This window comes from Sphingosinicella ginsenosidimutans, assembly GCF_007995055.1.
Lineage (GTDB): Bacteria > Pseudomonadota > Alphaproteobacteria > Sphingomonadales > Sphingomonadaceae > Allosphingosinicella > Allosphingosinicella ginsenosidimutans.
Map to the genome: position 1 here is coordinate 764,637 of NZ_VOQQ01000001.1, position 13,897 is coordinate 778,533.

Annotated in this window: 12 protein-coding genes; 8 read left to right on the plus strand and 4 right to left on the minus strand. The window is 67.7% G+C overall.

What is annotated here, in order from left to right:
• Positions 1 to 18: 18 nt before the first annotated feature.
• A complete protein-coding gene (gene typA, locus FRZ32_RS03795; protein WP_147042251.1) occupies positions 19 to 1,854 on the minus strand; it encodes a translational GTPase TypA in 1,836 nt (611 codons plus the stop codon).
• Positions 1,855 to 2,004: 150 nt separating this feature from the next.
• Between typA and FRZ32_RS03800 the strand changes: the two genes are divergently transcribed.
• Both FRZ32_RS03800 and FRZ32_RS03805 read left to right on the plus strand, forming a co-directional pair.
• The gene (locus FRZ32_RS03800) at positions 2,005 to 3,828 is read left to right on the plus strand and encodes a DUF885 domain-containing protein (RefSeq protein WP_147042252.1); all 1,824 of its coding nucleotides are present in this window, start codon (positions 2,005 to 2,007) and stop codon (positions 3,826 to 3,828) included.
• 54 nt (positions 3,829 to 3,882) lie between these two features.
• On the plus strand, positions 3,883 to 4,179 hold the full coding sequence (locus FRZ32_RS03805) for a plasmid stabilization protein (RefSeq protein ID WP_147042253.1): 297 nt from the start codon (positions 3,883 to 3,885) through the stop codon (positions 4,177 to 4,179).
• 4 nt (positions 4,180 to 4,183) lie between these two features.
• On the opposite strand, the gene FRZ32_RS03810 is transcribed toward FRZ32_RS03805, so the two are convergent.
• Both FRZ32_RS03810 and FRZ32_RS03815 read right to left on the minus strand, forming a co-directional pair.
• Positions 4,184 to 4,306: a DUF2474 family protein gene (locus tag FRZ32_RS03810; RefSeq protein ID WP_147042254.1), complete on the minus strand. Its 123-nt coding sequence runs from the start codon at positions 4,304 to 4,306 to the stop codon at positions 4,184 to 4,186.
• Between the two features lie 59 nt (positions 4,307 to 4,365).
• Entirely contained in the window at positions 4,366 to 4,902 is a 537-nt protein-coding gene (locus FRZ32_RS03815) for a phosphatase PAP2 family protein (protein ID WP_147042255.1), read from the minus strand.
• Positions 4,903 to 5,130: 228 nt separating this feature from the next.
• Between FRZ32_RS03815 and mdh the strand changes: the two genes are divergently transcribed.
• The 6 genes from mdh to FRZ32_RS03845 all read left to right on the plus strand — a co-directional run bounded on the left by mdh (position 5,131) and on the right by FRZ32_RS03845 (position 13,510).
• Entirely contained in the window at positions 5,131 to 6,093 is a 963-nt protein-coding gene (gene mdh / locus FRZ32_RS03820) for a malate dehydrogenase (protein ID WP_147042256.1), read from the plus strand.
• A 101-nt stretch (positions 6,094 to 6,194) separates the two neighbouring features.
• On the plus strand, positions 6,195 to 7,079 hold the full coding sequence (sucD, locus tag FRZ32_RS03825; RefSeq protein ID WP_147042257.1) for a succinate--CoA ligase subunit alpha: 885 nt from the start codon (positions 6,195 to 6,197) through the stop codon (positions 7,077 to 7,079).
• 23 nt (positions 7,080 to 7,102) lie between these two features.
• Positions 7,103 to 9,916, plus strand: coding sequence for a 2-oxoglutarate dehydrogenase E1 component (locus FRZ32_RS03830; protein ID WP_147042258.1), 2,814 nt, complete (start codon positions 7,103 to 7,105; stop codon positions 9,914 to 9,916).
• Between the two features lie 12 nt (positions 9,917 to 9,928).
• Positions 9,929 to 11,221, plus strand: coding sequence for a 2-oxoglutarate dehydrogenase complex dihydrolipoyllysine-residue succinyltransferase (gene odhB, locus FRZ32_RS03835; protein WP_147042259.1), 1,293 nt, complete (start codon positions 9,929 to 9,931; stop codon positions 11,219 to 11,221).
• A gap of 49 nt (positions 11,222 to 11,270) precedes the next feature.
• Positions 11,271 to 12,668: a dihydrolipoyl dehydrogenase gene (lpdA, locus tag FRZ32_RS03840; protein WP_147042260.1), complete on the plus strand. Its 1,398-nt coding sequence runs from the start codon at positions 11,271 to 11,273 to the stop codon at positions 12,666 to 12,668.
• The gene (locus tag FRZ32_RS03845; RefSeq protein WP_147042261.1) at positions 12,668 to 13,510 is read left to right on the plus strand and encodes a glycoside hydrolase family 16 protein; all 843 of its coding nucleotides are present in this window, start codon (positions 12,668 to 12,670) and stop codon (positions 13,508 to 13,510) included. The genes lpdA and FRZ32_RS03845 overlap by 1 nt, the downstream gene beginning before the upstream one ends.
• Before the next feature lie 3 nt (positions 13,511 to 13,513).
• Here FRZ32_RS03845 and sdhD read toward each other — a convergent pair whose 3' ends face one another.
• Positions 13,514 to 13,897, minus strand: coding sequence for a succinate dehydrogenase, hydrophobic membrane anchor protein (gene sdhD / locus FRZ32_RS03850; RefSeq protein ID WP_147042262.1), 384 nt, complete (start codon positions 13,895 to 13,897; stop codon positions 13,514 to 13,516).

A 13,897-nucleotide genomic window follows, 5' to 3' on the forward strand; every position in this document is an offset into this window, starting at 1 on the left:
GAGGGCGCGAGTGGCGGCTCAGGCCGCCTCCGCCTTCCGCGACTGCCGCTTGCGCTCATGCGGATCGAGATAGCGCTTGCGGATCCGCACCACCTTGGGCGTCACTTCGACCAGCTCGTCGTCCTGGATATAGGCGATCGCCTGTTCCAGCGTCATGCGGCGGGGCGGGGTGAGGCGGATGCCTTCGTCCTTGCCGCTGGCGCGGAAGTTGGTGAGCTGCTTGCTCTTGAGCGGGTTCACCTCGAGGTCCTGGGGCTTGGCGTTCTCGCCGATCACCATGCCTTCGTAGAGCTTGTCGCCCGGCGAGATGAACAGGACGCCGCGCTCCTCGAGCGCGTTGAGCGCATAGGCGACGGCCTCGCCCTGCTCCATCGAGATGAGGACGCCGTTCTGCCGGCCGGAAATCGGGCCCTTGTACGGCCCGTATTTCTCGAACAGCCGGTTCATGATGCCGGTGCCGCGCGTGTCGGACAGGAACTCGCCATGATAGCCGATCAGGCCGCGCGACGGGGCGCTGAAGGTGAGGCGGGTCTTGCCGCCGCCTGAGGGGCGCATGTCGGTCATCTCGGCCTTGCGCTGCGCCATCTTCTCGACGACCGTGCCCGAATGCTCGTCGTCGACGTCGATGACGACCGTCTCATAGGGCTCCTCGCGGCCATTGGGGCCGTCGCGGAAGAGGACTCGGGGGCGGGAGATCGAAAGCTCGAAGCCCTCGCGCCGCATCGTCTCGATGAGCACGCCGAGCTGAAGCTCGCCGCGGCCCGCGACCTCGAACGCGTCATTGTCGTGCGCGGCGGTGACGCGGATCGCGACATTGGTCTCCGCCTCGCGCTCCAGCCGGTCGCGGATGACGCGGCTCTGCACCTTGTCGCCGTCCTTGCCGGCATAGGGGCTGTCGTTGACCGCGAAGCTCATCGCGAGCGTCGGCGGATCGATCGGGCGCGCGGCGACCGGCGTGGTGACGCCCGGCGCGGCGATGGTGTTGGAAACGGTCGCCTTGGTCAGGCCGGCAATGGCGATGATGTCGCCCGCCTGCGCGGTCTCGACGGGCACGCGATCGAGCCCGCGAAAGGCGAACATCTTGGTCGCGCGGCCGGCCTCGACCGGATTGCCCTCGACGTCGATCGCCTGGATCGGCGCGTTGACCTCGAGCCGGCCGCTCTCGATCCGGCCGGTCAGGATGCGGCCGAGGAAGGGATCGCGATCGAGCAGGGTCGCGAGCATCTTGAACTCGCCTTCGGTGTCGAGGCCGGGCTCCGGGATGTGGCTGACGATCGTCTCGAACAAGGGCGTGAGATCGCCGGAGCGGACATCGTCGGTGCGGCCGGCATAGCCGGCGCGGCCCGACGCGTAGAGCGTCGGGAAATCGAGCTGCTCGTCATTGGCGTCGAGGCTGAGGAACAGCTCGAAACATTCGTCGAGCACCTCGGCCGGGCGCGCATCGGGCCGGTCGATCTTGTTGACCACGACGATCGGCTTGAGGCCGAGCGCGAGCGCCTTGCCGGTGACGAACTTGGTCTGCGGCATCGGCCCTTCCGCCGCATCGACGAGCAGGATCACGCCATCGACCATCGACAGGATGCGTTCCACCTCGGCGCCGAAATCGGCGTGGCCGGGCGTGTCGACGATGTTGATGCGTACGGCCTCGCCCCCTGCGGGCGGCGTCCATTCGACCGACGTGCACTTGGCGAGGATGGTGATCCCGCGCTCCTTTTCGAGGTCGTTCGAATCCATCGCCCGCTCCTCCACGCGCTGATTGTCGCGGAAGGTGCCGGATTGGCGGAACAGCTGGTCGACAAGGGTCGTCTTGCCGTGATCGACGTGGGCGATGATCGCCACGTTGCGAAGGCTCATCTTATTGGCTCTCGAATAGCGGGGAATGTCGGCGCGCATATAGCCGCGATGGTGCATCGCAACAAGTGCGCGCCTGCACGGGGAATCGGTTGAACTGTCGCAAGCGGCTGATTAGGCCAAATCCTGACAAAAGACAGGGAGGACAAGGACATGCTCGATCGCCGCGCGTTTCTCGCCAGCTCATCCGCCGCAATCGCGGTTGCCGCGGTCGGCGGATTCGCACCGCTCGTCGCCCACGACGGCGCCGAGACGCGCGATGCCGCGCTCGATCGGCTGCTCACCGGCTGGTTCAACGAGGATATCCGCGAAAACCCGACCTATGCGACCGCGCTCGGGCTCGACACGGGCGCGCTTGCGCCGCTGCGCGGACAGCTCGGCGATTCCTCGCAGGCGAGGGCCGACAGCGATCGGGCGAAGGCGGTGCGGCGGCACCGGGAGCTCCGGCAGTTCGGCCGCGAGGGCCTCAGCGGCGCGGGCCAGATCAACTATGACATCGCCGAGTTCCGCGGCGCGGCCGCCGAGATGGGCGCGGCCTTCCACTTCGGCGGCGGCGGGCGGCCCTCGCCTTATGTGGTGAGCCAGCTCGGCGGCGCCTATTATCAGGTGCCCGACTTCCTCGACACGCAGCATCCGATCCACGACGCGCAGGATTGCGACCATTATCTCTCGCGGCTCGAGGATTTCGCGCGCAACCTCGATCAGGAGACCGAGCGGGTCCGCCACGATGCGGGGCTCGGCGTCACGCCGCCCGATTTCATCCTCGACAAGACGATCGGCAATCTTCGCCAGCTGCGCGGCCAGCCGGCCGGCGAGACGACATTGGTGCGCTCGATCGCGCGCCGTGCCGCCGCGGCCAATGTCCAGGGCGATTATGAAGCGCGCGCCGCCGCGCTCGTCTCCGGCCCGATCGCGCAGGCGCTCGACCGGCAGATCGCCGCGCTCCAGGCGCTGAGGCCGAATGCGACCCACGAGGCGGGCTGCGGACGCCTTCCGGACCCGGAGGCCTACTATGCCTGGGGCATCCGCGCCAACACGACGACGGAGATGACCGGCGAGGAAATCCACCAGATGGGCCTCCAGCAGGTCGCCGAAATCCAGGGCGAGCTCGATCCCCTGCTGCGCGCGCGGGGAATGACGCAGGGGACGGTCGGCGCGCGGATGAACGCGCTCGCGCAGGAAGCGGACAATCTCTACCCGAACACGGACGAAGGCCGCGCCGCGCTCCTCGCCTCGCTCAACGACATCCTTGCCGACATTCGCCCGCGTTTGCCGCGCGCCTTCAACCACATTCCACGCGCGAACCTCGAAATCCACCGCGTTCCCCCCGCCATCCAGGACGGCGCGCCGGGCGGCTATTACCAGGGCGGCCCGCTCGATGGCTCGCGGCCCGGCATCTACTATATCAACCTCAAGGACACGCACGAATGGCCCAAGATGGGCCTCAAGACGCTGACCTATCACGAAGGCATTCCCGGCCACCATTTCCAGATCAGCCTCTCGCGCGAGCAGGGGGCGCTGCCGCTCTATCGCCGCGCCGGCGGCTTTTCCGCCTATGCCGAGGGCTGGGGCCTTTATGCCGAGCACCTCGCCGGCGAGCTCGGCGTCTATGACGACGATCCGCTGGGCCGGATCGGCTATCTCCAGTCCTACCTCTTCCGAGCGACCCGGCTGGTCGTCGATTCAGGGCTCCACCACAAGGGCTGGAGCCGCGAACAGGCGATCCGCTACATGATCGACAATGCCGCCGAGCCGGAAGGCTTCGCGGTGCGCGAGATCGAGCGCTACTGCGTGTGGCCGGGCCAGGCGTGCAGCTACAAGGTCGGCCAGACGGTGATCATGGACCTGCGCAACGAAGCGCAACAGCGCATGGGCCAGCGCTTCGACCTCAAGGCGTTTCACGACATCGTGCTGCTGAACGGCGCCCTGCCGCTCACCGTGCTTCAGCAGCATGTCCGCGCCTGGTCCTCCGCCTAGCAACCCGGCGCGCGAATGCGCGTTGGGCAGCCGTGGGGCGCGAAGGAGAGGATCATGCCACGCGGCGACAAGAGCAGCTATACCGACAAGCAGAAGCGCAAGGCCGAACATATCGAGGAAGGCTATGAGGATCGCGGCGTCAGCCACAAGGAGGCCGAACGGCGCGCCTGGGCGACGGTGAATGCGGAAAGCGGCGGCGGCAAGAAATCGGGATCCGGCCGCGGCAAGAAGGAAAATCACGCCTCGTCGCGCAAGGGCGGCCGGATCGGCGGCTCCTCGCAAAGCCACGCCAGCCGCAGCGCCGCGGCGAAAAAGGGCTGGGAGACGCGGCGCCGCAAGGGCAACGGCTGAGCCTTCAGGGCTTCAACCAGAGCCGGATCACCCAGGCGACCGCGCCGAAGGCCGCGACGCTCGCGACCCACAGCGCGGCGAACCAGGCGAGGCACTTCCAGAGCGGCGCGGGGGCGGGCGTGGACATCGCCACCTTCTAGGCGCTCGTCGCCGTGCCCGGCCAGCCGTCGCGAGCCGGGCGGAAGATCAAAAGGCGAAGCCCATCGCGATGCCGCCGCCGTGCGTGTCGCCCCAGGGCAGGACGCGCACGTCGCGGTCGTGGCGGCGGGTGATGAGGAAGCCGGACGCCTCTCCGATCGCGGCGCCGGCGACCACATCGTACCAATGGTGCCGATCCGCCCGCACCCGCGCATAGCCGACAAAGGCGGCCAGCACCGTCGCGGGCAGGCCGACCCGCCAGCCATAGCGGTTCTGCATCGTCGCCGCCGCGGCGAAGGAGAGCGAGGTGTGGCCCGACGGGAAGCTGCGCCGGTCGCTGCCGTCCGGGCGGGTTTCGGGAAAGGTTCGCTTCAGCCCCTCGGTCACCAGCCAGGCGGCGCCGACGCTGCCGCCGGCCTGGAGCGTCCCGTTCCAGTCGCCCTGGACCGAGGGCAGGCCGAGCGCGGTGCCGACCAGGACGACCTCGCCGACCCGGCTGGCGTCGCTCCAGCCCTGATCGCTGGCGGCGGCCCGGGACGAAATCGCGGCGGCGACGGCTGCGCCGGCCAACAAAATCCTTCGCATGGGCCTCTCCTCCCGGATCGTCATTACGCCTCCGCGCGGCGCGAGCGAAGCGATATCCGCGCGCCGGAAATTTGTAATGTTGCGCGCGGCCGCGCGCGGCCGGCGCGTCATTCGCACAATCGCCTCTGAAACGGTTGCTCCCCGCGTCCGAGGGGACTAAGCGAAGCCGCGTCTTGCTGCATCGCAGCGCCTTCGCTTTGTCACCTTGGTCAGGATCGGGAGGGCTTCATGGCTCGGAAGAAGATCGCGCTTATCGGCGCCGGCAATATCGGCGGCACGCTTGCCCACCTCGCGGCGTCGAAGGAGCTGGGCGACATCGTCCTGTTCGACGTGATCGAGGGCGTGCCGCAGGGCAAGGCGCTCGATCTCTCGCAATGCGGCCCGATCGAGGGCTTCGACGCCAAGATCATCGGCTCCAACGACTACAAGGACATCCAGGGCGCCGACGTGATCATCGTCACCGCCGGCGTCGCCCGCAAGCCGGGCATGAGCCGCGACGACCTGCTCGGCATCAACCTCAAGGTGATGAAGGCGGTCGGCGAGGGCATCAAGGCCAACGCGCCCGACGCGTTCGTCATCTGCATCACCAATCCGCTCGACGCGATGGTCTGGGCGCTGCGCGAATTTTCGGGCCTGCCGCACAACAAGGTGGTCGGCATGGCCGGCGTGCTCGACAGCGCGCGGTTCAGCACCTTCCTCGCCGAGGAATTCGACGTGTCGGTGCGCGACGTGAACACCTTCGTGCTCGGCGGCCATGGCGACACGATGGTGCCGGTCGTTCAATATTCGACCGTCGCCGGCATCCCGGTCCCCGATCTCATCAAGCAGGGCCGTTCGACCAAGGAGCGGATCGACGCGATCGTGAAGCGCACCCGCGGCGGCGGCGGCGAGATCGTCGCGCTCCTGAAGACCGGCTCCGCCTATTACGCCCCGGCGACCAGCGGCATCGCGATGGCCGAAGCCTATCTGGGCGACCAGAAGCGGCTCCTCCCCTGCGCCGCCTTTGTCGAGGGCAAATACGGGCTGGACGGCCTCTATGTCGGCGTTCCGGTGATCATCGGCGCCGGCGGCGTCGAGCAGGTCGTCGAGATCGACCTGGACGAGGAGGCGAAGGCCAATTTCCAGGTCAGCGTCGATGCGGTGAAGGAGCTGCTCGAGGCGTGCAAGGCGATCGACGGCTCGCTCGCCTGATTTGACCTGTTCCCCGGCGAAGGCCGGGGCCCAGGCGGCGCGCCCGCGCCGTTCTTTGTAGAGCAGGACCCCGGCCTCCGCGGGGAACGTGAAGGACAAGAATGAGCATCCTCGTCAATTCGAACACCAAGGTCATCACCCAGGGGATGACCGGCGAAACCGGCACCTTCCACACCGAGCAGGCGCTCGCCTACGGGACGAAGATGGTTGCCGGCGTGACGCCGGGCAAAGGCGGGACGACGCATATCGGGCTGCCGGTCTATGATACGGTCGCCGAGGCGGTGGCCGAGACCGGCGCCACCGCGAGCGTGATCTACGTGCCGCCGCCCTTCGCCGCGGATTCGATCCTGGAGGCGATCGACGCCGAGGTGCCTTTGATCGTCGCGATCACCGAGGGCATTCCGGTGCTCGACATGGTGAAGGTGAAGCGCGCGCTTTCGGGATCGAAGTCGCGGCTGATCGGGCCGAACTGCCCGGGCGTGCTGACGCCGGGCGAATGCAAGATCGGCATCATGCCGGGCAATATCTTCAAGAAGGGTTCGGTCGGCATCGTCAGCCGTTCGGGCACGCTGACCTATGAGGCGGTGTTCCAGACGACCAATGCGGGGCTCGGCCAGACGACCGCGGTCGGGATCGGCGGCGATCCGGTGAACGGCACCAACTTCATCGACGTGCTCGAGCTGTTCCTCGCCGACGAGGCGACCACGTCGATCATCATGATCGGCGAGATCGGCGGATCGGCCGAGGAAGAGGCCGCGCAGTTCCTGGCGGACGAGGCGAAGAAGGGGCGGTCCAAGCCGGTCGTCGGCTTCATCGCCGGCCGCACCGCGCCGCCGGGCCGGCGCATGGGCCATGCCGGCGCGATCGTCTCCGGCGGCAAGGGCGGCGCCGAGGACAAGATCGCGGCGATGGAGGCGGCTGGAATTACGGTCTCGCCGAGCCCATCTGAACTGGGCAACACCCTCGCCGCGCTTTTGAAGGCTTAGCTCCCGCAACGGGCCAGGACACAATGACCGACCAAGGCATCTTTTCCGAACCGCGCGAACCGGGGCCGAGCTGGGCGCGGACCGGCTGGCCGCTCGATACGCTGGACGACGTCAATGCCGGGCTGGACCCGACCCGCCAGACCATCGAGAAGCTCGCCGCGGGCGCGAAGGCGGCGGCGCAGGCCGCCGGCGCCTCGGCTGCCGAGGTCGAGCAGGCGGCCAAGGATTCGATCAATGCGATGATGCTGATCCGCACCTATCGGGTGCGCGGGCATCTTGCCGCCGATCTCGATCCGCTTGGCCTCTCCAAGCGCGAGCTGCCATCCGATCTGACGCCGGAATTTCACGGCTTTTCGGGCGCCGCGCTGGACCGGCCGGTCTGGCTCGGCGGGACGCTCGGCCTCGAAAAAGCGACGGTCCGCGAGATCGTGGCGATCCTTCGGCGCAATTACTGCGGCAAGGTCGGCCTCGAATATATGCACATCAACGATCTCGAGGAGCGCCGCTTCCTCCAGGATCGGATGGAAGGCAAGGATGCCGCCATCAGCTTCACGCCCGAAGGCAAGAAGGCGATCCTGACCAAGGTCGTGCAGGCCGAGCAGTGGGAGCAGTTCCTCGCCAGGAAATATGTCGGCACGAAGCGCTTCGGGCTCGACGGCGGCGAATCGATGATCCCGGCGATGGAGGCCGTGATCAAATATGGCGGCCAATATGGCGTGAAGGAGATCGTGTTCGGCATGCCGCACCGCGGCCGGCTCAACATGCTCTCCAACGTGATGGGCAAGCCCTATCGCGCGATCTTCTCCGAATTCGCCGGCGGTTCGGCCAATCCCGACGATGTCGGTGGATCGGGCGACGTCAAATATCACCTCGGCACCTCTTCGGACCGCAGCTTCGACGGGATCAGCGTCCATCTCTCGCTGGTCGCCAATCCGAGCCATCTGGAGGCGGTTGATCCCGTCGTCCTCGGCAAGACGCACGCGACCCAGGTCCTGCGCGGCGATCGTGAGGGCAAGGAGGTGCTCCCCGTCCTGCTGCACGGCGACGCGGCCTTTGCTGGCCAGGGGATCGTCGCCGAATGCCTCGGCTTCTCCGGCATTCCGGGCTATGCGACCGGCGGCTGCCTCCATTTCATCGTCAACAACCAGATCGGCTTCACGACGAGCCCGCAATTCGCCCGCTCATCGCCCTATCCTTCGGACGTGGCGAAGATGGTCCAGGCGCCGATCCTCCACGTCAACGGCGACGATCCCGAGGCGGTGACCTTCGCCTGCAAGCTCGCGATGGATTTCCGCCACGCCTTCAAGCGCGACATCGTGATCGACATGTGGTGCTATCGCCGCTTCGGCCATAACGAGGGCGACGAGCCGAGCTTCACCCAGCCGCTCATGTATCGCGAGATCCGCAAGCACCCGGCGGTGTCCAAGCTCTATGCGGCGCGCCTCGAGGCGGAGGGCGTGATCCCGACCGGCTGGACCGCCGGGGAGGAGGCGGCGTTCACCTCCCTGCTCGAAGCCGAGTTCGAGGCGGCCAATTCGTATCTGCCCAACAAGGCCGACTGGTTCGAAGGGCGGTGGAGCGGCCTTGGCCGGCCATCGACGCCGGAAAGCGAGCGCCGCAACGTCGTCACCGCGGTCGATGACGCGCTCTTCGACGAGATTGGCGCGATCCTCACCAAGGTCCCGGACAGCTGTGCGATCCACCGGACCCTGGTCCGCGTCGTCGATGCCCGCCGCCAGATGTTCGAGACCGGCGAAGGGTTCGATTGGGCAACCGGCGAGGCGCTCGCCTTCGGCACGCTGCTGCGCGAGGGCTATCCGGTGCGCCTGTCCGGCCAGGATTCCGGGCGCGGCACGTTCAGCCAGCGCCACGCCGTGTGGGTCGATCAGAATAACGGGTCCAAATATATCCCGCTGACCGAGGTCGGCCCCGCCCGGTTCGAGGTGCGCGACAGCCCGCTGTCCGAATATGGCGTCCTCGGCTTCGAATATGGCTATGCGCTCGCCGACCCGAAGACCCTGGTGCTCTGGGAGGCGCAGTTCGGCGATTTCGCCAACGGCGCGCAGATCATGATCGACCAGTTCATCGCCGCCGGCGAGGCCAAATGGCTGCGCGCCAACGGCCTGGTGATGCTGTTGCCGCACGGCTATGAGGGCCAGGGGCCGGAGCACAGTTCCGCCCGCCCGGAGCGCTTCCTGCAATTGTGCGCCGAGGACAATATCCAGGTCGCCAACTGCACGACGCCGGCCAATTATTTCCACCTGCTTCGCCGGCAGATGCACCGCGATTTCAGGAAGCCGCTGGTGGTGCTGACGCCCAAGTCGCTGCTGCGGAGCAAGCATGCCGTCTCGTCGCGCGCCGACTTCACCGGCGACAGCCACTTCCGCCGCCTGCTCTCCGATCCCGCGGCGCCCGCCGACAAGGATGTGAAGCGGCTGATCCTGTGCACCGGCAAGGTCGCCTACGATCTGATCGAGGCCCGCGACGAAGCCGGGCTTGCCGACACGGCGATCGTGCGCATCGAGCAGCTCTATCCGTTCCCCGGCGATCCGCTGGTCGCGCGTCTCAAACGCATGACCAATGTCGAGGATGTGGTGTGGTGCCAGGAGGAGCCCAAGAATCAGGGCTATTGGTATTTCATCGAGGATCGGCTGGAGGCCTGCCTGGCCAAGGCGGGCGCGAAGCCGGCGCGCGCGCGCTATGCCGGCCGCGCCGAGGCGGCCTCTCCCGCCACCGGCCTTGCCAGGCGCCATGCCGCGGAGCAGCAGGCGCTGGTCCATGACGCGCTCGGCCTCGCCGCCGCCGCCGCGCAACCGCAACGCAAAAAAGCCAGTTAGAAGGAAAACAGGATGGCGACCGAGGTCAAGGTTCCGACGCTTGGGGAGTCGATCACGGAGGCGACGCTTGGCGCATGGCTGAAGCAGCCCGGCGATCCGGTCGCCGCGGACGAGCCGATCGCGAGCCTGGAGACGGACAAGGTCGCGCTCGACGTGCCCTCTCCGGTCGCCGGCGTGATGGGCGAGCAGCGCGTCAAGGAGGGCGACAATGTCTCCGTCGGCGCGGTCATCGCGACGATCGAGGCGGGGGGCAGCGCAGCGGCGACCCCTCCGGTCGCCGACGCCAACCCGCCGGGCCCGGGCGAAACGCCGACCCTCAAGGGCGACGAGACGGCCCCGGTCGCCGCGGACGCAGGTGGGGAAGAGAGCGGGGAATCGAATCTCACCTTGTCGCCGGCGGTCCGCCGTGCGGTGCTCGAAAACCATGTCGATCCGTCGAAGATCAAGGGCACCGGCAAGGACGGCCGGGTCACCAAGGATGACGTGCTGACCGCCGCCAAGGCCCAGAAGGCCGAGGCCCCGGCGCCGAGCGTCGCCGCGCCGGCCCCGCCGTCAGCGCCGTCATCCGCCCCCGCCGCGCCGCCGCGCAGCGCCGCGGCCGGCGAACGGCGCGAGGAGCGGGTGCGGATGACGCGCCTGCGCCAGACCGTCGCCCGCCGCCTCAAGGAGGCGCAGAATACCGCGGCGATGCTGACCACCTTCAACGACGTCGACATGACGGCGGTGATGGAGGCGCGCGCCCGCTACAAGGACCTGTTCGAAAAGAAGCACGGCATCCGGCTCGGCTTCATGGCTTTCTTCGTGAAGGCCGCGGCCCTCGCCGCGCGCGACGTCCCGTCGGTGAACGCCTCGATCGACGGCGACGAGATCGTCTATCACGACTATCTCGACGTCTCGGTCGCCGTGTCGGCGCCGCAGGGCCTGGTGGTTCCAGTCATCCGCGACGCGCAGGCGCTCTCCTTCGCCGAGATCGAGACGACGATCGCCGATTTCGGAAATCGCGCGAAGGCGGGCACGCTCACCATCGAGGAGATGCAGGGCGGCACCTTCACCATCTCCAATGGCGGCGTGTTCGGCTCGCTGCTCTCGACCCCGATCATCAACCCGCCGCAATCGGCCGTGCTCGGCATGCACCGGATCGAGGAGCGCCCGGTGGTGAAGGGCGGCCAGATCGTCGCGCGGCCGATGATGTATCTGGCGCTCAGCTACGATCACCGCCTGATCGACGGCCGCGAAGCGGTCACCTTCCTCGTGCGCATGAAGGAAGCGCTGGAGGATCCGACGCGACTCTTGATCGATCTGTAAGGCGAGGCGCTGGCTCCCTGCTTTCGGGGAGCACGACTGAGGAACGAAAATGGCAGACACCGAATTCGACGTCATCGTGATCGGCTCCGGGCCGGGCGGCTATGTGGCTGCGATCCGGGCCGCGCAGCTCGGCCTCAAGACGGCGTGCGTCGAAAGCCGCGACACGCTCGGCGGCACCTGCCTCAACGTCGGCTGCATCCCGTCCAAGGCGCTGCTCCACGCCTCCGAGCTTTATGAGGAGGCGCATTCGGGCGCGCTCGCCAAATGGGGGGTGAAGACGTCCGGGCTGGAGCTCGATCTCGACGCGATGCACGCGTCGCGGCTGGAGGCGATCAAGAGCCTCACCAGCGGCATCGCCTTCCTGTTCAAGAAGAACAAGGTCGAATGGCTGAAGGGCCATGGCCGCTTCATCGACGCGAACACGATCGACGTGGGCGGCACCGCCTACAAGGCGAAGAACGTCATCATCGCGACCGGCTCCAGCGTGATGCCGCTGCCGGGCGTCACGATCGACAATGAGGTCGTCCTCGATTCGACCAGCGCGCTCGAGCTCGCCAAGGTGCCCGAGACCATGGTGGTGGTCGGCGGCGGCGTGATCGGGCTGGAGCTCGGCTCGGTCTGGCGGCGGCTCGGCGCGAAGGTCACGGTCGTCGAATTCCTCGACCAGATCCTGCCCGGCATGGACGGTGAGGTCCGCAAGGAGGCGGCGAAGATCCTCAAGAAGCAGGGTTTCGAAATCCGCACCTCGACCAAGGTCGCCAGGATCGAGCGCAAGGGCGAGAAGGCGGTCCTTGCCGTCGAGCCGGCCGCGGGCGGGGCCGCCGAGACGATCGAGGCGGATGCCGTGATGGTCTGCATCGGGCGGCGGCCCAATACCGACGGGCTCGATCTCGACAAGGCCGGCCTCGCCACGAACAAGCGCGGCCAGATCGAGGTCGATCACGATTTCCGCACCGGCGTGCCGCACATCTACGCGATCGGCGATGTCGTCCCCGGCCCGATGCTCGCCCACAAGGCCGAGGACGAGGGCATCGCCGCGGCCGAGATCATCGCCGGCCAGGTCGGCATCGTGAATCACGACGTGATCCCGAGCGTGGTCTATACGATGCCGGAGATCGCCGGCGTCGGCCTGACCGAGGAGGATGCCAAGGCGCGGGGCCATGAGGTGAAGATCGGCAAGTTCCCGATGCTCGCCAATTCGCGCGCCAAGACCAACAAGGAACCGGACGGCTTCGTCAAGGTGATCGCCGATGCGAAGTCGGATCGGGTGCTCGGCGTGTGGATGATCGCCTCCGTCGCCGGCACGATGATCGCCGAGGCCGCGCTGGCGATGGAATTCGGCGCGACGAGCGAGGATATCGCCTATACCTGCCACGCCCATCCGACGCACAGCGAGGCGGTGAAGGAAGCGGCGATGGCGGTGCAGGGCAAGCCGATCCACATCTGATGCGCCCGCGGCTGCTCCTCGCCGCACTCCCCCTGCTCGCCGCCGCCGCGCCGGTCGCGGACAATTACCGGGTCGACGCGCCGATGGCGCGCCCCGCCGACGCGCGCCTCGTCTGGTCCGACGAGTTCGACGGCGACCGGCTCGATCCGGCGAAGTGGCGCTACGACACCAGCCGCAACCGCGACGGCTGGTATAATGGCGAGCAGCAATATTATGCCGCCGATCGGCCCGAGAACGTCCGCGTCGAAAATGGTCGGCTGATCATCGAGGCGCGGCGCGAGGCGCTCGATCGCGCCCGCCATCCCGATTGGGGCGGCCAGCATTACACGTCGGGCCGCATCGACACGCGCGGCCATGCGAGTTGGACCTATGGCTTCTACGAAATCCGCGCGAAGCTGCCCTGCGCGCGCGGCACCTGGCCGGCGATCTGGATGCTGCCCGACACCGGCACATGGCCGGACGGCGGCGAGATCGACATCATGGAACATGTCGGATCGCAGCCCGAGGTCGTCCACGCCACCGTGCACAGCGCGCTCTTCGTCCACACGCGCGGCACCCAGCGCGGCGCCGAGCGGCCGCTTCCCGGCGCCTGCGGCGCGTTCCACGATTATCAGCTCGACTGGCGACCCGATTCGATCGCCATCGGAGTCGACGGCCGCGCTTATATGCGGGTGACGAACGACCGGCCCGGCGGCCGCGCCGCCTGGCCCTTCGACGCGCCATTCCACCTCATCCTCAATCTCGCGATTGGTGGATCATGGGCGGCCGCGCAGGGCATGGACGATGCCGCCCTGCCCCAGCGGATGGAGATCGACTACATACGGGTCTGGCAGCGCCCCTGACGCTCAGGCGGCCGCCACGCTGAACGCGATCTTGAGCACCGCGAAGGCGGCCAGCGCGCCGCCGAAGATCGACGCGAAGTTGATCACCAGCAGCCAGAAGAACCTATCGCCCTCCTCGTGGACATAATCCTCGATCACCACCTGAAGGCCCATTTTCAGGTGCCAGAAGGTCGCGACGATCAGCAGCAGCATCGGCACCGCGGCGAGCGTGCCGTGGAGCCATTCGTTGATCGTGGCATAGCCGAGGTCCGGCAGCCGCCACAGCGAGACGGCGAGCCAGACGAAAAGGACCAAAGTCGCGACCGAGACGAGACGCTCGATCCACCAATGATGCCCGCCTTGCTTGGCGGAGCCGAGCCCGCGGACCTGTCCGAGCGGCGTTTCCAT